The 18,264-nt window shown below is 71.1% G+C and carries 16 protein-coding genes and 1 pseudogene; 5 read left to right on the forward strand and 12 right to left on the reverse strand.

Features of this window, described 5'->3' with window-relative positions; genetic code table 11:
- Nucleotides 1-923: 923 nt before the first annotated feature.
- Nucleotides 924-1,904 (forward strand): AraC family transcriptional regulator, encoded by a 981-nt coding sequence (locus FBZ33_RS19540; RefSeq protein ID WP_141910179.1) that lies wholly within the window; start codon nt 924-926, stop codon nt 1,902-1,904.
- Between the two features lie 98 nt (nt 1,905-2,002).
- Here the strand turns inward: FBZ33_RS19540 and FBZ33_RS19545 are convergent, their stop codons facing one another.
- The 7 genes and pseudogenes from FBZ33_RS19545 to FBZ33_RS19570 all read right to left on the reverse strand — a co-directional run bounded on the left by FBZ33_RS19545 (nt 2,003) and on the right by FBZ33_RS19570 (nt 8,137).
- Nucleotides 2,003-2,578 (reverse strand): zinc-binding dehydrogenase, encoded by a 576-nt coding sequence (locus FBZ33_RS19545; protein WP_185755346.1) that lies wholly within the window; start codon nt 2,576-2,578, stop codon nt 2,003-2,005.
- A gap of 83 nt (nt 2,579-2,661) precedes the next feature.
- A pseudogene (locus FBZ33_RS33765) lies at nt 2,662-2,868 on the reverse strand (universal stress protein); the annotation flags it as partial.
- Between the two features lie 110 nt (nt 2,869-2,978).
- Nucleotides 2,979-3,191, reverse strand: coding sequence for a hypothetical protein (locus tag FBZ33_RS19550; protein WP_255508963.1), 213 nt, complete (start codon nt 3,189-3,191; stop codon nt 2,979-2,981).
- Nucleotides 3,192-3,829: 638 nt separating this feature from the next.
- Nucleotides 3,830-4,636 carry an FkbM family methyltransferase gene (locus FBZ33_RS19555; protein ID WP_141910181.1) on the reverse strand — a complete coding sequence of 269 codons (807 nt, stop codon included), beginning with the start codon at nt 4,634-4,636 and terminating at the stop codon, nt 3,830-3,832.
- 303 nt (nt 4,637-4,939) lie between these two features.
- A complete protein-coding gene (locus FBZ33_RS19560) occupies nt 4,940-5,935 on the reverse strand; it encodes a helix-turn-helix domain-containing protein (protein ID WP_185755347.1) in 996 nt (331 codons plus the stop codon).
- A gap of 280 nt (nt 5,936-6,215) precedes the next feature.
- A complete protein-coding gene (locus tag FBZ33_RS19565) occupies nt 6,216-6,875 on the reverse strand; it encodes a response regulator transcription factor (protein ID WP_141910183.1) in 660 nt (219 codons plus the stop codon).
- Entirely contained in the window at nt 6,848-8,137 is a 1,290-nt protein-coding gene (locus FBZ33_RS19570) for a sensor histidine kinase (protein ID WP_185755348.1), read from the reverse strand. The genes FBZ33_RS19565 and FBZ33_RS19570 overlap by 28 nt, the downstream gene beginning before the upstream one ends.
- Before the next feature lie 180 nt (nt 8,138-8,317).
- Between FBZ33_RS19570 and FBZ33_RS19575 the strand changes: the two genes are divergently transcribed.
- The 4 genes from FBZ33_RS19575 to FBZ33_RS19590 all read left to right on the forward strand — a co-directional run bounded on the left by FBZ33_RS19575 (nt 8,318) and on the right by FBZ33_RS19590 (nt 13,153).
- Nucleotides 8,318-8,851 (forward strand): DedA family protein, encoded by a 534-nt coding sequence (locus tag FBZ33_RS19575; protein WP_141910184.1) that lies wholly within the window; start codon nt 8,318-8,320, stop codon nt 8,849-8,851.
- Nucleotides 8,852-9,036: 185 nt separating this feature from the next.
- Nucleotides 9,037-9,816 (forward strand): AfsR/SARP family transcriptional regulator, encoded by a 780-nt coding sequence (locus tag FBZ33_RS19580; protein WP_141910185.1) that lies wholly within the window; start codon nt 9,037-9,039, stop codon nt 9,814-9,816.
- Between the two features lie 128 nt (nt 9,817-9,944).
- Complete coding sequence (locus tag FBZ33_RS19585) at nt 9,945-10,682, forward strand: ABC transporter ATP-binding protein (protein WP_141910186.1); 738 nt, start codon at nt 9,945-9,947, stop codon at nt 10,680-10,682.
- Nucleotides 10,676-13,153, forward strand: coding sequence for an ABC transporter permease (locus tag FBZ33_RS19590; RefSeq protein ID WP_141910187.1), 2,478 nt, complete (start codon nt 10,676-10,678; stop codon nt 13,151-13,153). The genes FBZ33_RS19585 and FBZ33_RS19590 overlap by 7 nt, the downstream gene beginning before the upstream one ends.
- Before the next feature lie 166 nt (nt 13,154-13,319).
- Here the strand turns inward: FBZ33_RS19590 and FBZ33_RS19595 are convergent, their stop codons facing one another.
- Genes FBZ33_RS19595 through FBZ33_RS19615 form a run of 5 tightly spaced genes read right to left on the reverse strand, consistent with a single transcriptional unit; the run spans nt 13,320 to nt 18,248 of the window.
- Complete coding sequence (locus FBZ33_RS19595; RefSeq protein ID WP_141910188.1) at nt 13,320-14,264, reverse strand: TauD/TfdA family dioxygenase; 945 nt, start codon at nt 14,262-14,264, stop codon at nt 13,320-13,322.
- A 34-nt stretch (nt 14,265-14,298) separates the two neighbouring features.
- Nucleotides 14,299-15,243: a TauD/TfdA family dioxygenase gene (locus FBZ33_RS19600; protein ID WP_141910189.1), complete on the reverse strand. Its 945-nt coding sequence runs from the start codon at nt 15,241-15,243 to the stop codon at nt 14,299-14,301.
- A gap of 16 nt (nt 15,244-15,259) precedes the next feature.
- A complete protein-coding gene (locus tag FBZ33_RS19605) occupies nt 15,260-16,015 on the reverse strand; it encodes a thioesterase II family protein (protein WP_141910190.1) in 756 nt (251 codons plus the stop codon).
- Nucleotides 16,012-17,310 carry an MFS transporter gene (locus FBZ33_RS19610; RefSeq protein WP_255508964.1) on the reverse strand — a complete coding sequence of 433 codons (1,299 nt, stop codon included), beginning with the start codon at nt 17,308-17,310 and terminating at the stop codon, nt 16,012-16,014. Before FBZ33_RS19610 ends, FBZ33_RS19605 begins: the two co-directional genes overlap by 4 nt.
- A complete protein-coding gene (locus tag FBZ33_RS19615; RefSeq protein ID WP_141910191.1) occupies nt 17,280-18,248 on the reverse strand; it encodes an ornithine carbamoyltransferase in 969 nt (322 codons plus the stop codon). The genes FBZ33_RS19610 and FBZ33_RS19615 overlap by 31 nt, the downstream gene beginning before the upstream one ends.
- Between the last annotated feature and the right edge of the window lie 16 nt (nt 18,249-18,264).

Raw genomic sequence — 18,264 nt, forward strand, 5'->3', positions numbered from 1 at the left:
CAGCCGCGATGATCCAGTATCAGGAAAAGCTGCCCGGTCACCTTCCCGACGCCGTCGCCGCACTGGCTGAGGCCGTCCATCAGTTGCACCGGGAGACACGGGCCGACAAACCCCACGAGCAGACTCGACGCCACGCCTTGCGGGCCGCAGACGGTGCCGGTCGAGCCGCGGCAGCACGTTTGCAGAATTTCGGTGTCACGACGGCCACGCAGGTTCGGGTGACCGCCAGTACCTGCTCAGGGCAACCGGCTGCTCGGTGGACGAGGCGAACCGGCAGGTGCGCCAGACAGCGCGCCACGCGGAAAAACCGACCTGAACGAGCGGTGACCGGGGCGGGCTTCCGCGTACCCCTGACGAGAACAACATCATCCTGAAGCCCACACGGATGCTGGGGGCGTCGAAGCGGTACGAGTGATGCCCCATATCCATACGGCGAGACGGCGGGTCGGCCCCACGTGCAGAACCCCATCGGGTACGCGCGACACCGCCCTGCCGCGCGCCATCGCCGGCACCGACCTTGTCCTCGTCGGGCCGACGACGCATCCCTGGAGCACGACATCGGCGCCGTTATGCGCGATGCAGCACTCCCTGAGCCGTCGGCCTGACCACCAGGTCCCGGCTGCAGGAGAGCACGAGCAGTGACCGCGGGCACGATGACGAGATGGGCCTTTCGACGAACCGGACGCATCCCGGCGACCGCTGCGGAGGCGAACGGTTGGAGGCGGGTGCCCTTGCCCGACTGCTTGACCAAGGGCACCCGCCGAATCGCCTTGGCAACAGCCGGACGAGGCGATCTACCTGCTGCGTATCCGCAGCGAGGGCGGTACCGCCAGACAGCGGGCGGTGACCTGCGCCTGCCGCGAAGGTGATGCGTATCGTGGATAGGAGCGGTCGCGCAGAGTACGGGCGGGGAAGGCGTGGACATGACAGATGGCACGGTCTACTCCGGCTCACACTGGCAGCGCTACGCCACCAACGACATCGATGAGGCACACGCCTACATCCGGCGGGCATTCCTCGACATCAAGGTGCGGTCTTCCGGTGAGGGCCGTGACGGGGCCGGCCTGCGCGCCGTCACCACCGCGCTCGCCGACGTCGACGTGACCCGGCTGCACTACTCGGCGCGCACCCAGGCCCAGACGGCCCCGGACGGCGACCTGAACATCACCCACCTGATGGGCGGCCGCTTCACCATCGCCAGGGACAAGAACGAATACCGGTTGCAGCCCGGGGACGTGATGCTGATCCTGCCGGACCAGCCTGCGGACCTCGTCTACGACAACGTCGACACGTTCGTCGCCCGCCTCCCCCGCGCCCTGCTCGAGGAGGTCGCCCACGCGCAGACCGGCATCAGCGGCACCGACCTGCGCTTCAACAGCTCCCGACCGATCTCGACGGCGCTCGGTCGGCACTGGACCAAGACTGTCTCCCACCTGACCCGCAGCGTGCTACCTGACCCTGCCCTGATGGCCAACCCGCTGGTCGCCGGGACCACCCGCCACCTGCTCGCGGCGACAGCCCTCGCCGTGTTCCCCAACACCGCCCACAACGTGACCCTGCGCCCCGCTGGCGGGGTCACTCCGCAGCCGTTACGCCGAGCCGTGAGCTATATCCACGACCACGCGGACCAGCCGATCACAGTCGATCAGGTCGCCGCCGCGGCCGGTGTGGGTGCTCGGGCTCTGCAACTGGCGTTCCGCCGCCACCACGACACGACGCCGATGCGGTACGTCCGCCAGGTCCGCCTCCAACGCGCGCACCGCGACCTGGAGACCGCCGACCCGACCGCCGGTGCCACCGTCGCCATGATCGCCACACGCTGGGGCTTCACCCACCTCGGACGCTTCAGCACGGACTACCGCGCCGCCTACGGGTGCAGCCCCAGCCACACCCTGCGCACCTGACGCTCGCTTGAGGTGCTCAATGGTTCAGGTCGCAAGGGCCACCTTTAGCCAGCCCGGGTCACGGTCCTGGAACTGGCGGTACGCCTGCAGCACGTCGGTCATCGGCTCGTGTTGGTCAGCAACTGCGCCGGATCGACGGTGCCGTCGGTGACCAGCCGCAGCAGCTCCGGGATGTAGCGGCGGTGCTGGCAGTTACCGCTGCGGATCTTCAGGTTCTTCATCATCGCCTCCCCGAACGGCCAGATCGTGACGGTCTGCGGGTAGACGCCGATCACGCCGAGCGTGCCCGCCTTCGCCACCGCCTGCACCGCCCACCGCGCGGCGAGGCTTGGCGCGTCACCCGGCGCCCGGGCCGGATCGGTCTCCGGTGCGACCTGCTGAACCTCGCTGTCGAACTGCTGCGCCTGCTGGTCCGCCTGCTCGGTGGCCGGGCCATCGGCGGGAAGTTCGGCGTCCACGCCCACGGCGTCGGTGACCTTGTCGACACCGATGCCGCCGGTCATGTCGACGATGGTCTGCACCGGGTCTTCGGCGTTGAAGTTCACCACCTCGGCGTGCTGGGCGCGGGCCACGGCGAGGCGGTCCTCCAGCCCGTCCACGGCGATGACCCGTCCGGCGCCCTGCAGGTACGCCGACAGGACGGCGAGCTGGCCGACCGGCCCCGCGCCGAGCACGGCGACGGTCTCGCCGGGGCGGACGTCGGCGAGGCGGGAGCCGCTCGGCCGGCCGCCAGTTGCCGCTGCACGACCACCTGCGGGTACCTCTGCGACCAGCCCGACAGCGCTTCGGTCAGGACCTGGTCCTGTTCGACGTGTTCGGACCCGGAGTCGTCCATGACCATCGAAGCGCGTGGGGTGCTATTCGGTTCATGCCGAGTATGCAGAGCCCGCAGGTCAACGTTGCGAAGCGCGGCCTCGTGGAATGCGAAACCGATGGCGGCGTGGTTGCCCGGCGAGTCGTCCACACCGATCGACAAGAATGGTTGGGCCGGTCATGGTCTGCCTCCGGTGGACGCTGATGAATGTTCGGTAGGCCCTCCACCGCGGCTGTGGGATCGGCTGTGAAGCGTGCCGGTCATGAGTGCTTGGCGACGGTGAGCAGCACCGCGGCGTCTTCGAGCGCTTCCAGCGTGTGCCGGCGATCCGGCACAATCAGCAGGTCGCCTGGTACGCCGTCCCAGGACATTTCGCCAGCGCCGAGCCGGACCCAGCCGTGCAGTACGTGGACCGTGGCCTCGCCGGGGTTCTCGTGTTCGCTGAGCATCTGACCGGCGGTCAGCGCGATCACCGTCTGGCGGAGTGATGAACCGCCGCGGCCTGGACCGAGCTCTGGCCGCGGGCATCGACGGGATCAACGTCGTCGTCGAGTCCGGCACGGCCCCGGACGGCCGCGACGCACGTGCCGCCGGGTCGCCACGTTCCCAGTCCCCGTACCGCTTGCCGAAGGCACGGGTTGGACAACCTGCGCAGCGCACGACGGCGAAGCGGAGTTCGCACGGGTGGCCGCCCCGCACGGCAGGGTCGCCGCGTACGTCTGGGACTACGCCGAAGGCATGACCGTGATGCGGTCCCCCTGGGACGCCGCCTCGGAGGTGGACCCGGGCGGCGGCGCCGACGAGGGCGCCGGTTCCCGCTGTGCCGGCCGGACCCGCTCGCCGCGCTGTGGCGTGACGCCGGGCTCCGCGAGGTCGCGGTACGGCCGATCGAGATCCCGACCGCCTTCACCATCTGGGCCAACTATTGGGAGCCGTTCCTCGGCGGGCAGGGCGCAGCGCCGGCGTACCTGAAGTCGCTGAGCAGCGACCAGCAGGCCGCCGTCCACGATCGCTGCGCCGGCGCGTGCCGATCGGACCGGATGGCAGCATCCGGCTCACCGCGCGGGCCTGGGCGGTACGGGGCACCCCGATGTGAGGCATCGCGCCCTGGTCAGGCGCGACGGGCCTCGATCTCATAAAGTTCCGTCCCGGCCAGCGCGGGATCCTGATCGACGCTGATGTGAAAGCCCTGCGCCCGCAGCAGATCGCAACAGGCGTCGAGGCGGCCACCCTCGTCGTGCACCTCGGCCACGACCTCACCGATGCGGGGCCAGTCGGCGGCCTCCACACCCCGCAGCACCTCCAGTTCGGCGCGCTCGACATCGACCTTGAGCAGGGCGATGTCACCGTACGGGCGCTCGCGCAGCAGCGTGGAAACCGTCAGCGTCGGCACCTCGAGGCTCACACCGTCGTGCAGCCCCTCGAGCACCATCTCGATGAACTCCTCTTCCACCCCGGAGTTCTCCAGGTAGCGGCGGGTCAGCGCGTCATCGGTCACCGGGTCGGTGTGCAGCCCGGAGTTGCTCGGGGCGTTCGGGTAGTAGACGAACCGGCTGTGACCCACCCGGTCGGTGACCGCGGCCCGCACGGCCCGCGAGCCGGGGACGTGCGCGGCGAGATTGGCCTGCAGGCAGGCGTACAGGTCGGGGGCGGGCTCGACGGCGACGGTCGTGATCCCCGGTTGGACGTCGTGGAAGAACACCGAGGCCAGCCCAACGTTCGCGCCGATGTCGAGCACGCGGTCACCCGGGCGCAGACGGGCGGCGGCGCGGCCGTACATGCCGTCCGGGGTCATCTCGCGCCACACCGACATGGTCTCGGCCGAGCCCACACCCCAGACGGGAGCGTGACCCGGCAGGCGCACCTCGACCGGTTCGAACGGGCGCGGGCCTGGGGCCGGGCGTGTCCCTGTGTCCATGGCTGAACCGTCCCTTCCGAGGGCGCAAAGTCACGCCAGCGTGGGGATGGTCGCTATACGGCATCTATATCGCGGGAGCCGTCCGAACCCGCCTGAGCCCCGGCACGGCCGCGGGGGCAGCGCGGCGCAAGACGGCGCGGGGTGGCGCGGGCGGCGCAGGGCGGTGCGACGCCGGGCGGCCCGGCCCGCGACCGTGACCACCCGGGCGCCGCGCCTCATCCCCGGCCGGGCCTGGTCGAGCGCGCCCACTCCGGCCGGAGCCATTCAGCTCCGGGCGCAGCCGTTCGATCCGGTCGCAGCCGTTCAGACCCGGCCGGAGCTGAGCCAGCCCCGTTCGGCCGCGCGGACGCCGGCCTGGAAGCGGCTGCTGGCGCGCAACCGCTTCATCAAGAACGCCACGATGCGCCTGGCCGTGCGGACCGAAACGCCGAGCTTGCGGGCCACCACCTCGTCCGTGTAGCCCGCGGCGAGAAGTTCCGTGACCACTCGCTCCTGCCTGGTCAGTTCCGCGTGCGGTTCCTGCTCGCCCTCGCCGAGCGGGCTCGCCTGCCGCCACACGTTTTCGAACAGCGCGTGCAGTGCGGCGACGGGTGCGGCGCCGGTCAGGACCAGGGCGCCAGTGCTGGGGCATTCGGGGTCTAGGTCGAGGATGGCGGTCGTCCGGTCGTAGATAGTCATCCGGGGCGGCAGGTAGGGCGCCGTGCGGATCTGGGCGCCCGCGTCGATCAGGGCGCAGGCGCGGGAGATGGATTCGGCGTCGTTCACGATGCTGTCCAGGAAAATGCAGCGTGCAGTGACATCCCGGGACAGGAGGCGCGTGTCGACCGTTTCCACGATCCGTCCTTCCGGGCGGCGGAAGACGCTCGGGGCGACGACGACCACCTCGCTGACGGCGGTTTGCGAGAGTCGCTCGCTGCAGGCGTAAATGGCGTCCAGGTCGGTCAGTGCCTGTACGCGGACCCGGTCCGAATGCGGACGGGTCTCGCCGTATTCGACGACCATTTGGCTGATCGCGGCACGCGTGTCGACCATTGCTCGCTGGCGTTCCAGCAGGTCAGCCTCCCGGCGTTGCAGCAGCATGCCGAGGCCGATCTCCGGATGGATGAGCCGCAGCGCGCCCGGCGCCTCCAGCGATGGGCGCACGAGAGAGAGCCTCACCAATTCCTCAAGGGCGGTGTGCACCCGTTGGGACGACCATTTCAATTGGCTGGATATTTCGACTGCAGTCGCTACCGAATGTTTCAGCAATTGCTGATAGACAGCCTCAGCATCCGTTCCCAAACCGAGATCGGCCAGCATCGTGCTCCTCCCCCATGGCCACCGAACCGCACCGCCGAGGCGAACCACGACGGCCGATGGGAAGTCTGCACGAAAATACGTCGCCAACCCAAGGCCCTTAAAACCGGCGAACCCCATCGAACGTGGTGAACGAGCCGGGCAAGTCAGGTTTCAGTCCTGTTGGAGGCGGTGGCAGAAAGTTGCCATGGCCGGAAGATGCCATCGCGCCCCGGGCTTGGACCCGCGCCGGGCACCGAACGCGGCGAGCGCGGGCGGAGGGCGAGGATCCGCAGGTCAGGGCTCAGGATCGCAGGAAAGTGAGCACCGCGAGCACGCGTCGGTGATTCTCCTCGGTCTGCGGGAGGTCGAGCTTGTAGAGGATGTTGCGGATGTGCTTGGCCACTGCCGCCTCGGTGACCACCAGCTTCGCGGCGATCGCGGCGTTGGATCGGCCCTCGGCGACCAGGGCCAGCACCTCGCGCTCGCGGTTGGTCAGCTGTTCGAGGGGATTGCGGCGCCGGCGCAGCATCTGCCGCACAACCTCGGGATCCACCACGGTGCCACCCGCCACCACCCGGTCGAGGGCGTCGAGGAATTCCTCCACCTGCCCGATCCGGTCCTTGAGCAGATAGCCGACGCACGTTCCGTCGCCGGCGTTCAACAATTCCGTCGCGTACATCGTCTCGACGTATTGGCTCAGCACGAGGATGGGCAGGGCCGGGCGTGTGCGGCGCAATTCCACCGCGGCGCGCAGCCCTTCGTCCTTGAATCCCGGCGACATACGCACATCGGTCACGACCACGTCGGGGTCGTGCATCTCGACCGCTTCCCGCAGGCCGTCGGCATCGGAGACCGCGGCGACGACCCGGTGACCGAACCGCGCCATCAGCCCGATCAGGCCCTCCCGCAGCAGAACGCTGTCCTCGGCGAGGACTATTCGGAGTTCGGAAGCGGCTGGCAAGGAATCTCCACAACTATTCGGGTGGGTCCGCCCGGTGGGCTGGACAACGACAGTCTGCCATCGACGACGGAAACCCGGTCACCGAGGCCGAGCAGGCCGGTCCCCGCGTCGATGTCGGCGCCGCCGCGACCGTTGTCGCGGATGCTCACCGTCAGGCGGCCTTGCGCATATCCGCCGGAGATCGCCCCGCGGTCGGCGCCGGAATGTTTGGCCATGTTCGACAGCGCCTCCGAGACGACGAAATAGACCGTCGACTCGATCGGCCGCGAGAATCGTTGCGGCACCGTCAGGGAAACGTCGACCGGAATCGCCGAGCGGGCCGCGAGATCGTCCACCGCCTCCGCCAGGCCGAAGTCGGTGAGCACTGGCGGGTAAATGCCGCGGATCAGCTCCCGCAGCTCCACCAGCACCATTCCGGCCTCGTCGTGCGCGCGGGTCAGCTGCTCCGCCAGCGGTCCGGCCGGCGCGTCGAGCCGGGCCACCCCGAGAATCATCGTGAGGGCGACCAGCCGTTGCTGGGCACCGTCGTGCAGGTCCCGCTCGATGCGGCTGCGCTCGGCCTCGAACGCGTCGACCAGACGTACCCGGGAGCGGGTCAGCTCGGTGATCCGCTTGCCCAGCTGGCTGCCAGTCGGGGTGATGAGGACCCGGGCCAGCGCCCCGCGCGAGCCGGCGAGCAGGCCAAAGCCGTACGCGCAGGCAGCCACCGCGAGGACCCCCGCGGCGCAGGCGGCGAACGCGCCCGACCAGGAGGTGACCGCGTATGCCTTCAGCACGTTGACCTGCTCACCCTCGCCGACGGTGGCGAGCAGCAGCGGGGTGGCGAGCAGCGCGAGCGGCACGGTCACCCCCAGGGTCACGGCGAGCAGGTCGATGGGCCAGAGCACGATCATGAGCAGCGCCGCGTAGCCGAGCTCGCGCCACGTGACCGGCTCGGTGAAGCGGGTCCGCAGCCACGAGGTGAGCCCCGGGCGCGGCGGGATGCGGTGGGCGTCGGGCACCGGCCGGGCGTCGATCATCTGCAGCGACCAGCGCTCGACGGCCGCCACGGGCAGGCCGAGCAGGGCGATCGCGCCCAGCAGCGGGATGCCGACGACCACGACCGCGAGCAGTCCGCCGGCCGAGAGCAGAAGCACCGCGACGACCAGCGTCAGCAATCCCGTCAGACCATTGGCGATCAAATATCCGATCGAGCGCAAAGGCCACCCGGACAGCAGGAAACCCGGCCGGGCCAGGGCCTGCCATACGTTTTGCGCGCTCACCCGGACAACGGTAGACGGCCGGTGATCGCGTTTCCAGCCAGCAGGTGTGACTGACGGAGGTAGTGCCTGCGTTACCAACAGGACTCACTTCTGGAGGCGTGTGCCGGGCCCGCAAATCCTGTTCTCTTGAGGAAGTGCATCCGCACCACGACGACCACGCCGCTGGAGGGTGAGCACCCGATGACTGATTGGCTGGCCGGCAACGTCATGACGCTAGGACTGTGGGGCACATTGCTGGTGGTCCTGCTGCTTCCCGCGCTCGAGGCGGCAGTTCCCTTCATCGGCATTCTGGTGCCGGGACAGAGCGCGGTGATCGTGGGCGGGATGCTCGCCTCGCACCGGGTCGTCCCGCTGGCTGCTACCATCGCCGCCGCTCTGCTCGGCGCCGTGCTCGGCAACTTGATCGGATATTGGGCCGGTAAGCGGTGGAAGACGGCGGCGTCCACCGTGGCGAGAGGTGACGGGCTGCGCCGCCGGCACACCGCGAAGGCGCTCGAACTGGTCGAGGGGCGGGGCAGCGCCGCCGTCCTCATCGGACGCTTTTTGCCCGGGCTGCGCACGCTCGTGCCCACGCTGTGCGGCATGGTGCGGACCCCCTGGCGTGCGTATCTGACCTGGTCGGTGGCGGGAAGCGTGGTGTGGGCGGTGACCTGGACGCTCATCGGCGTCCTCGTCGCCCGCGGGGCAGGCGGTGTCACCGGCCTCGTTACGTGAGCGACTACTCGTAAGACTTCCCTATTTGTCGACCCTTTGCGGGATTCGTACGTGGCAACCTGCTGCCATCGCAGCCTCCTGACGCCCTGGGTGGGACCCAGGTGGGGATGTCACCCCGGAGGATTACTCCGGGGTGATCGCCCATGCCCGGTGGGCACCCGTCACGGTTCGGCAACGGGGGATACATGGAATTCAGGATTCTCGGTCCGGTGGAGGCGACCCGCGACGACATGACCCGGGTGACCCTTTCGGGCACGAAGGTCACGACCGTCCTGGCGGCGCTGCTGCTCGCTCGGGGACGGGTGGTCTCCGACGGCCGGCTGGCGGACCTGCTGTGGGGTTGGTCGCCACCGGTCACGATGGGCGCCCAGATCTACACGTACGTCTCGCGGCTGCGCAAGCAGCTCGGCGGCGGCGCGGAGATCGAGCGTCGGCTTCCGGGATACGCGATCCGCATCGGCGGGGCTCAGGTGGACCTAGTGCGCTTCGAGGACCTCGCCGAGCAGGGCCGCCAGTCACTGCAGGACGGACGGTACGAACGGGCCAGCGACTGCCTCTGGGAGGCGCTCGAGCTGTGGCCCGGCAACGCGTTGTCCAACGTCACGGAGCACATGGCCGCGGTGGAGCTGCCTCGCCTGGAGGAGCTGCGGACCGCCGCGGTGGAGAACAAGGTGGAGGCCGATCTCATGCTCGGCCGGCACCGCGAGCTCGTCGCCGAGCTGACCGGACTCGTCGCCGACCACCCGCTGCGGGAGCGGCTGCGCGCCCAGCTGATGACGGCGTTGTGCCGCAACGGACGGCAGGCGGAGGCGCTGCAGATCTTCCACGAAGGGCGCCGCCGGCTCGCCGACGAGCTCGGCGTGGACCCGGGAGCGCAGATCACCCGTACCTACCAGGCCGTGCTCAACAGCGAACTCGAGCGCATGCCGGCCCTGAGCCGGGAATCCGCGCTCGTCACGGTCTGACCGCTCCACCCACAAAGGGCACCGGCGTCTCGCGACGCCGGTGCCCCTTCCCGGTATCGCTAGCGCTACCGCAAAGATTCGCTCCCACGGGGCTGTGCGCAGCCTCGCCCGTACACCAAGGTTGAACCATGACCCGTGACGCGATCCGGCTCCGCTCCGTCACCCGCACCTATGGCGCGGGCGACGGAGCGGTGACCGCATTGAACGACCTCTCCCTGTCCTTCACCGAGGGCACCTTCACCGCCGTCATGGGCCCCTCCGGATCGGGCAAGTCGACGCTGCTGCAGTGCGCGGCCGGCCTCGACCGGCCGACCTCCGGCTCGGTGCTGCTCGGCGAGACGGACCTGACGACGCTCAACGAGACGAAACTGACACTGCTGCGCCGCGAGCGCATCGGCTTCGTGTTCCAGTCCTTCAACCTCCTGCCGGCGCTGACCGCCGAGCAGAACGTGGCGCTGCCGTTGCGGCTGGCCGGGCGCCGGCCCGGCCGCTCGCAGGTGCAGGACGTGCTGGCCCAGGTCGGGCTCGCGGGCCGGGCCAAGCACCGGCCGGGCGAGATGTCCGGCGGCCAGCAGCAGCGCGTCGCGATCGCCCGGGCGCTGATCACCCAGCCCGAGGTGCTCTTCGGCGACGAGCCCACCGGCGCGCTGGACTCCACCACCAGCCGCGAGGTCCTGACGATGCTGCGGGCCATGGCGGACGAGCAGCGGCAGACGATCGTGATGGTCACCCATGACCCGGTCGCCGCGTCGTACGCTGACCGCGTCGTCTTCCTCGCCGACGGCCACCTCAACGGCGAACTTGAGGCGCCCACGGCCGAGGCCGTCGCCGCCCGGATGACCCAGATGGAGACCGCCGCGTGCTGACCGTGACCCTCAGCACCCTGCGGACCCGCTGGGTGACGCTCGTCGGCACGTTCGTCGCGTTGGCGCTGGGCGTGGCGCTGATCGCCACGATGGGCCTCGGGCTCGCGTCGACCCTCGACGCCCCCGACCAGAAGCCCGAGCGCTTCGCCGGCGCACCGGTCGTGGTGCGCGGCGCCGACGAGTTGCGGGTGCCCTCGCCGATCGGTGACCGCACCCAGCCCCTCGCCCAGCCGCGCGGCGTCGCACCCGAGGTCGCCAAAGCGCTCGCCGCGAAGGCCCCCACGGTCGCCGACAGGTCGTTCCCCGTACGCGTGGCCGGACCCGGCGGCGACGACGGCCTGGTCGGGCACCCGTGGTCGATCGCCGCGTTCGGCGGATACCGGCTGACCGCCGGGCACGAGCCCCGCAAGCCCGCCGAGGTGGTGCTCCCCGGCGACGCGTCCCTGGTCGGCAAGGCGGTGCCGGTGCGCACCCCGGCAGGGATGAGCACGCGTACGGTCGCCGGCGTGGTCGCGCCGGCCGGCTTCGAGGAGCCCATCTTCTTCACCGACGCGGAGGCCGCCAAGCTCTCGCCGCGCATAGACAACCTGGTCGTGCAGGCAGCGCCCGAGATGGTGCGTACGGTGGTCGGTGCCGGCTCGGACGTCCAGGTGCTCACCGGCAGCGACCGGCACAAGGCCGACCCGGAGCCCAACCGCGACCGCGACGCCCTCATCGCCATGAACGCCCTGCTGGGCACCGCGGGCGGGGTCACGACGTTCGTGTCCGTCTTCGTGGTGGCGTCGACCTTCGCCTTCGCCGTCGCCCAGCGGCGCCGCGAAATCGGGCTGATGCGCACCGCCGGCGCCACCCCGCGGCAGGTGCGTTCGATGATGTTCATGGAGGCGGTGGTGGTGGGCGTGCTCGCCTCGGTCGCCGGGTGTGTGCTGGGCTCGTACGGCGCCCCGTGGCTCGCGAGCCTGCTCGTCGACGAACAGCTCGCACCCCCGTGGTTCGCCATCGGGGCGTACACCTGGCCGTACCACGTGGCGTTCTGGACCGGGCTGCTCGTCGCGCTCTGCGGGGTCACGGTCGCCACGGTGCGGGCGGGGCGCATCCGTCCCGTCGAGGCGCTGCGGGAGGCCTCGGTGGACACCAAGGCCATGACGCTGGGGCGCTGGGTCTTCGGTGCCGGCCTGCTCGCCACCGGGCTCGGCATGCTCGTCTGGCGGCTGCTCGTCGACCCCGGCGACGCGCTGCACCGCAAGACGTACACCACCCAGCCGATGCTGTTGATCACCGCGGTGGCGCTGCTCGCGCCGATCCTCGTGCGGCCGCTGATCCGGCTGCTCGCGTGGCTCCCGGCCCAGTTGCCCGGCGCCACCGGCATGCTGATGCGCGAGAACGCGGCCGCCGGCGTCCGGCGCACCGCGGCGATCGCGGCACCCGTGCTGGTGACCGTGGCGCTGGCCGGCTCGCTGCTGGGTGCGACGGCGACCATCAACGAGGCGAAGGCCAACGAGATCCGGGAGCAGACCCGCTCCGACCTGATCGTGCAGGCCGACGACGCCGCCGGGGGTTTCGCCGCCGGGACGGTGGCGCAGGTCCGCCAGGTGCCCGGAGCCACGGTGACGGCCAGCGCCGCCACCGCCGTCTACAACCTCGAGGAGGGCACGGCGCTGATCCGCTCGGACGCGCAGGCCGTCGACCCGCGCGAGCTCACCACAGCGCGCAACCTGCCGGTGCAGGCCGGCGACATCGCCGACCTCGACGACAGCAGCATCGTCGTCAACAAGGAGTGGGCGCAGCACACCGTCGGCGAGCAGGTCGACGTGTGGCTCGGCGACGGCACCAAGAAGTCGCTGCGGATCGCGGCCGTGATCGCCGCCGGCACCGGCAACAACGGCGTGTACGTGACCCCGCGCAACGCTCCCGGGGTCGCTCCGGACCGGCTGGAGGTCACCTGGGCCGCAGGCGCCGACGCGAGCGCCGGGACCGCGGCGGTCCGGGCCGCCCTGGAGCCCACCGGCGTGGATGTGCAGACCCGGGCGGAGTGGATCCAGTCGGAGTACCCGAGCAACAGCCGCCAGACCCGCGTCGGCTACCTCGTGGTGCTCGGCATCGCGCTGATCTACACCGGCATCGCGCTGGGCAACACCATGGTGATGGCCACCTCGGACCGGGTACGCGACCTCGCGGTGCTGCGCCTCGCCGGTGCGACGAAGCGGCAGATCCTCATCCTTGTCGCCGTGGAGGCGATGACGGTCGTGGTGGTCGGCGCGGTGCTGGGCACGATCGTGACGGCGGTCAACGTCCTGGGCATCTGGGGTTCGCTGGCCGCCCTGTCGGTCTGGTCCACCGTGGTGCTGCCCTGGCAGACTCTCGCGGCGACATTGGGGGCGTGCGCGGTGGTCGCCGTGGTCGCCTCCGTGCTGCCCGCCGTCGGCGCGCTGCGCACCCGCCCGGTGGAGCTGGCCGGCGCCCGCGAGTGAGCGCGGCCCGACCCTGACCGCGCCCGGCACTGACCGCTTCGGGCCGGTCCCGCCGGGAGCCCGTTTCCCGTTGCGGGCTCCCGGCGACCCGAAGCACCAGACAGTCCCGCCGGGTGTGGCCGGGATGTCTGGGGGCACGCTTGTCGCGCAGCTGCCGCGCAACGGCTCAGGCGGACGGCTCCGCCATCGCCACCGCGATCCGACGGGGCCCGGTGAAGGGCTCCCGCGCGTGGGCGGCCAGCATGTTGTCCACGACCAGGACGTCGTCGCGCTCCCAGTCGAAACGGGTCGACGCGGCCCGGTACAAGGCGCGCAGATGGTCCATCACGTCGTCCGGGATGCGCCCGCCGTCGCCGTAGTACGTGTTGGTCGGCAGATCCTCCTCATCGAAGATCGCCAGCATCCCCTCCCGAACGTCCTCCGCGAGCGTGGTCACGTGGAAGAACGTGGCGTGGTTGAACCACACCCGCTCGCCCGTCACCGGGTGGGTGTGCACCGCGGAGCGCACCGCCACGGTCCGCAGGCCACCGTCCGGGCGCCAGTGCGGGGTCAGGCCCTTGTCGCGGCAGTACGCCTCCACCGCGGACCGGTCGTCGGTGCCGAACGTCTGCTGCCACGGCACGCCGAAGTCGGCGTGGAAGTTGCGGACCACCCGCCAGCCGCGCCGCTCGAACTCCTCGCGTACGGCCGGGTCGAGGTTGCGATAGACCTCGCGGATGTCCGCGAGCGGGGTCGCGCCCTGCGTGTGCGCCGGCTCGATGCAGTAGAAGTACAACGTCTGCGGCCACACGGCCTGGTAGGAGTTCTCGTTGTGCAGGAAGATCTCCTCCTCGGCGGGGTAGTCCGTCGAGGTGTAGACCTGCCCCTGGATGGTGCTGCGCGGCGAGGACCGCTCCGCGTACGTGAGGGGGGCCGAGCCGGAGAACGCCCGGACCACGCCGTCGAAGCCCTCGACCCCGCCGACCGGGAAGCCGCGCAGCAGCACGGCTCCCCGGTCCCTGAGGGTCGCGCGCAGGTCCTCGCGGTTGTCCCGGATGTAGTCGTGGACATCGGTGCCGGGGTGCGGCGCCCGCCGGACCGCGGCCACCGTATCCCTGATGCTGCTCGCCATGTCGGGGTTCTCCCTTCGTTGCCGTCGGCCGCGCTCAGTCGGACATCGCGACGAGGACCCGGCGGTCGCCGGTGAACGGCCGGCGGCCGTGCGCGAGTGACACGTTGTCGATGACCATGAGGTCACCGGCCCGCCAGTCGACGTCGACCGCGTTGTCCAGCCCGCGGTCGCGGATCTGCAGGATGTACTCGGCGGGGATGGGCGAACCGTCCGCGAAGGTGACGTGCTGCGGCAGGTCCTCCTCCGGCATGATCTGGGCCAGGGCGGCCGCGGTGTCGTCGCCGAGCCCGGCGGCGTGCCACTGGTCGGCCTGGTTGAACCACACCTCCATGCCGGTCACCGGGTGCCGGGTGGTGGAGGGGCGCACCGAGCGGATCCGGACGCTACCGTCGCGCTTCCACTCCCACGTGGCGCCCGCGTCGGCGAGGAACGCCTCGACCTGCGCCCGTTCGGTGGTCTCGAACGTGTCCTGCCAGCTCTTGCCGAAGCCGTACCCGTCGTGCAGGTTCTGCACGTAGCGCACGCCGCCAGCGAAGGCCTCGCGGACTTCCGGGTCGAGCGAGTTCAGCCACAGGGCCGCGTCCAGCACGGGCGTGGCACCCCCGCCGCCCGGCTCCACCTGGCAGTAGAAGGCTAGCCGGGCCGGCCAGGCGTGCGCGTAGCTCATCTCGTTGTGCATCGAGATGGTGAACTCCTGCGGATACTCCGTGGAGGTGTAGACGTTGCTGCCGACCTTGGTTCGCGGCGAGTTGCCGTGCACGTAGGCGAGCCGGTTGGGCAGCAGGTGGTCGAAGACCGGGTCCAGCGTCTCCGGCGTGATGCCGAAGCCCCGGAACACGAGCGCCTTGTGCTCGGTGAGCAGGTCTCCCAGCTCGGTGCCCAGGTCGCCCAGGCACGCGATGATCCCCTGCGGCCCGCTGCGGCCGACCGCCGGGATTTCCAGCGGGGACCAGACCTTGGTGTGCTCCGTCTGCGTCACTGACTTACCCTCTCGTTCACGACAGCCGCCTCGTGATGTGCGAGACGAGCTCGGCCTGGCGCGGTGCCAGGTAGAAGTGGTCACCCGGAAAGCTGTGCAGCTCGAACCGCCCGGGCGCGGTGAGATCGGACCAGCCGCGGACACGCTCCGGCGCGCATCCGGGGTCACGGTCGCCGACGTACGCGGTGATCGGAGCGCGGACCGGGGCCGGAGCCGCCGGCTGGTATCCCTCGATGAGGGCGTAGTCCGCGCGCAGTGCCGGCAGCAGGAGCTCGCGCAGCTCGGCGTTGTCGTACGCCGCCGAACCGAGATCGCCCAGCCGTCGGACGCCCGCGACGAGCGCGTCGTCGCCCAGCTCGTGCAGCCCCGTCCGCTGGGCCTGGTGCGGGGCCGCGCGGGCCGAGACGAAGAGCCTGCGCACCGGGATGCCGGCAGCCTCCAGGCGGAGCGTGACCTCGTAGGCGACCGAGGAGCCCATGCTGTGCCCGAACAACGCGACGCTGCGCGGTGGGCACCGGCTCAGCGCCGCGGTGATGTCGTCGGCGAGCTCGGTCATGTCGGTCGCGCAGGGCTCGGCGAGCCGGTCCTGCCGGCCCGGGTAGCGCACCGCGAGCACCTCCACGTCCGCCGGCAGCAGCGCGGACCAGCCGTGGAAGAGCTGGGCGTTGCCGCCGGCGTGCGGGAAGCAGACGAGGCGTACGCGGGGTTCGACGACCCGGCGGTACGCGCGGAACCAGTCCTCGGGCCGGGCCTGCCGGCGGATGTCGGTCATCCTTGTCCGCTCTCCTCGGATCGGGGGACACCCGCGGCACGGTCCTCGGTGCGCAGGGCCGGGCTCAGCGCACACGCGAGGGCCAGCACGGCCATCGCGGCGCCGACGGTGTGCAGGGTCGCTCCCCCGCCCCAGGTCGTGAGCAGCACGCCGCCGACCAGTGCGCCGAGCGTGTTGGTGCCGGAGCCGACGATGTTCATCGCCGCCGCGACCCGGCCCTGCAGCGCGTCGGGTGTGACCCGTACCTGGTAGACCGCGGCGGTCACGTTGAAGATCGCGCCGACGAAGCCGGTCGCGGCGAACAGCACGCCGAGCACGACGGGGTTGCGGGTGAAGGCCATGGCGCTCATCAGCACCGCCCAGGCGCTCGCGCCGCCGAGCAGGGTCGCGCGCTGGGTGAGGCGGCGCAGCCACCAGCCGCCGGTGAGGGCGCCCGCGACGCCGCCGATCCCGCCGATCCCGACGATCACGGCCAGCGTCGCCGGGCTGCGGTTCTCCTCCTTGACCACAACGATCAGGGTCAGGGCGAGCACCTGGAAGAGGATGTTGCTGAGCGCCACGAAGACCAGCGCTCCGCGCAGGAACCGCTGCCACCACAGCCACCGCAGCCCGTCGAGCACCTCGGCGGTGAGCTTGCGGCGGGGCGCCCGTTCGCCCTGGAACTCCTTCTTGATGAGCAGGAGGGTGAGCAGGGAAATCAGCGACGCGAGCGCCGCGAACGAGAACGGGGCCCAGCGCGCCGCGGTCTGCAGCAGCACCCCGCCAGGCTGACCGATCAGGCCGGCGGCCCGGCTGCGCGCCTCGTTCTGCGACAGGGCCTGCCCGAGGTGGGCGGGGTGCACGACGTTGCGTACGGCCCCGCGCTCGGCGAGCTTGTAGAAGACGGCGAGGCTGGTGTCCACGAACGCCACCGCCGCGAGGTGGGCCACCGACACGAAGCCGAGCGCCAGCGCCACGGCGACGCTGCCGAGCACGAGCGCCCGACCCGCCTCGCAGGTGATCATCAGCCGGCGGCGGTTCCACCGGTCCGTGAGCGCCCCGGCCGGCAACTGCACGAGCAGCACCGGCAGCAACGCCGCGAACGAGACCGCGGACATCGCCAGCGGCGAGTCGGTGTGCCACAGGACGATCAGCGGGTAGGCGACGGCGCTGACCCGGGCGCCGACGAAGGAGACGCCGGCGCCCGACCAGAGCAGCAGGAAGTCGCGGTTGCGACGCAGCGGCGGCGGCGCGTCCCTGCCCGGCGGGGCCTGGCCGACGGCGGTCACCGCGGCGAGCCGTCCGCGGGCCGGCACCACTCCAGCACGGCCATGGCGCTGTGCATCTTGTTCTCCGCCTGGTCGAACGCGATGCTGGCCGGGCCGTCGAGCACCTCGGCGCTCACCTCGTCGCCGCGGTTGGCCGGCAGGTCGTGCATGAACACGGCCTTGGGGCTGGCCCGCCAGAGCCCGGCGTCCACGGTGAACGGTGCGAAGACCTCCCGCCATCGCGGGTCGGGCTTGACCGTGCCGGTGGTCTCCCAACGGGTCGTGTAGACAACGTCGAGGTCGGCGGGCAGGTCGTCCATGTCGTGGCGCTCGACGAAGGAGCAGCCGTACCGCGCCGCCTGCTCGGTCGCCCCGAGCCGGTACGCCGGCGGCAGCCCGTACCCGGGCGGGGTGCGCATCTCCAGCATCACGCCCCGGAAGCGGGTGAGCGCCAGGGCCAGGGCCGTGGCGGTGTTGTTGCCCTCGCCGACGTAGAGCACCCGCAGCCCGTCGATGCGGCCGAAGCGGCGCGTCATCGTGGTGAGGTCGGTCAGCGCCTGGGTCGGGTGCTCGTCGGCGCTCATCGCGTTGACGACCGCCATCCGGTCCTGCGCTGCCCACTCGCGCATGTCGGCCGGGTCGGCGGCGGTCCGCGCGACCAGCACGTCGAGCATCCGGGACATGACCCTGCCGGTGTCGGCGTTGGTTTCCCCCGTGTTCAGCTGCAGGTCGTCGGGGCCGTACGCGATGATCTGCGCGCCCAGCCGCAGCGCACCGGCGGAGAAGGCCGTACGGGTGCGCGTGGAGGTCCTGCTGAAGTAGATGCCGGCTACCCGCCCGGCGAGCGGGCGGGTGTGAGCCGCCCGTCCGCCGGTGCCGTCGCCGCCGGCCGCCGAGAATTCCACGCCCCGCGCGACGATGGCCCGCAGGTCGTCGTCGGTGAGGTCGTCGATGGAGATCAGATGGCGTACGCGTTGCTGGGTCATGTCCGCTCCCTGGCTG

Origin of the sequence: Micromonospora sp. A202 (assembly GCF_006715105.1) — a bacterium.
GTDB classification, from domain to species: domain Bacteria; phylum Actinomycetota; class Actinomycetes; order Mycobacteriales; family Micromonosporaceae; genus Micromonospora; species Micromonospora zamorensis.

Coding starts and splice junctions, on each gene's coding strand:
- FBZ33_RS19540 (WP_141910179.1), top strand. CDS start 924: ATGACAGATGGCACGGTCTACTCCGGCTCACACTGGCAGCGCTACGCC.
- FBZ33_RS19555 (WP_141910181.1), bottom strand. CDS start 4,636: ATGGACACAGGGACACGCCCGGCCCCAGGCCCGCGCCCGTTCGAACCG.
- FBZ33_RS19560 (WP_185755347.1), bottom strand. CDS start 5,935: ATGCTGGCCGATCTCGGTTTGGGAACGGATGCTGAGGCTGTCTATCAG.
- FBZ33_RS19575 (WP_141910184.1), top strand. CDS start 8,318: ATGACTGATTGGCTGGCCGGCAACGTCATGACGCTAGGACTGTGGGGC.
- FBZ33_RS19580 (WP_141910185.1), top strand. CDS start 9,037: ATGGAATTCAGGATTCTCGGTCCGGTGGAGGCGACCCGCGACGACATG.
- FBZ33_RS19585 (WP_141910186.1), top strand. CDS start 9,945: ATGACCCGTGACGCGATCCGGCTCCGCTCCGTCACCCGCACCTATGGC.
- FBZ33_RS19595 (WP_141910188.1), bottom strand. CDS start 14,264: ATGGCGAGCAGCATCAGGGATACGGTGGCCGCGGTCCGGCGGGCGCCG.
- FBZ33_RS19605 (WP_141910190.1), bottom strand. CDS start 16,015: ATGACCGACATCCGCCGGCAGGCCCGGCCCGAGGACTGGTTCCGCGCG.
- FBZ33_RS19615 (WP_141910191.1), bottom strand. CDS start 18,248: ATGACCCAGCAACGCGTACGCCATCTGATCTCCATCGACGACCTCACC.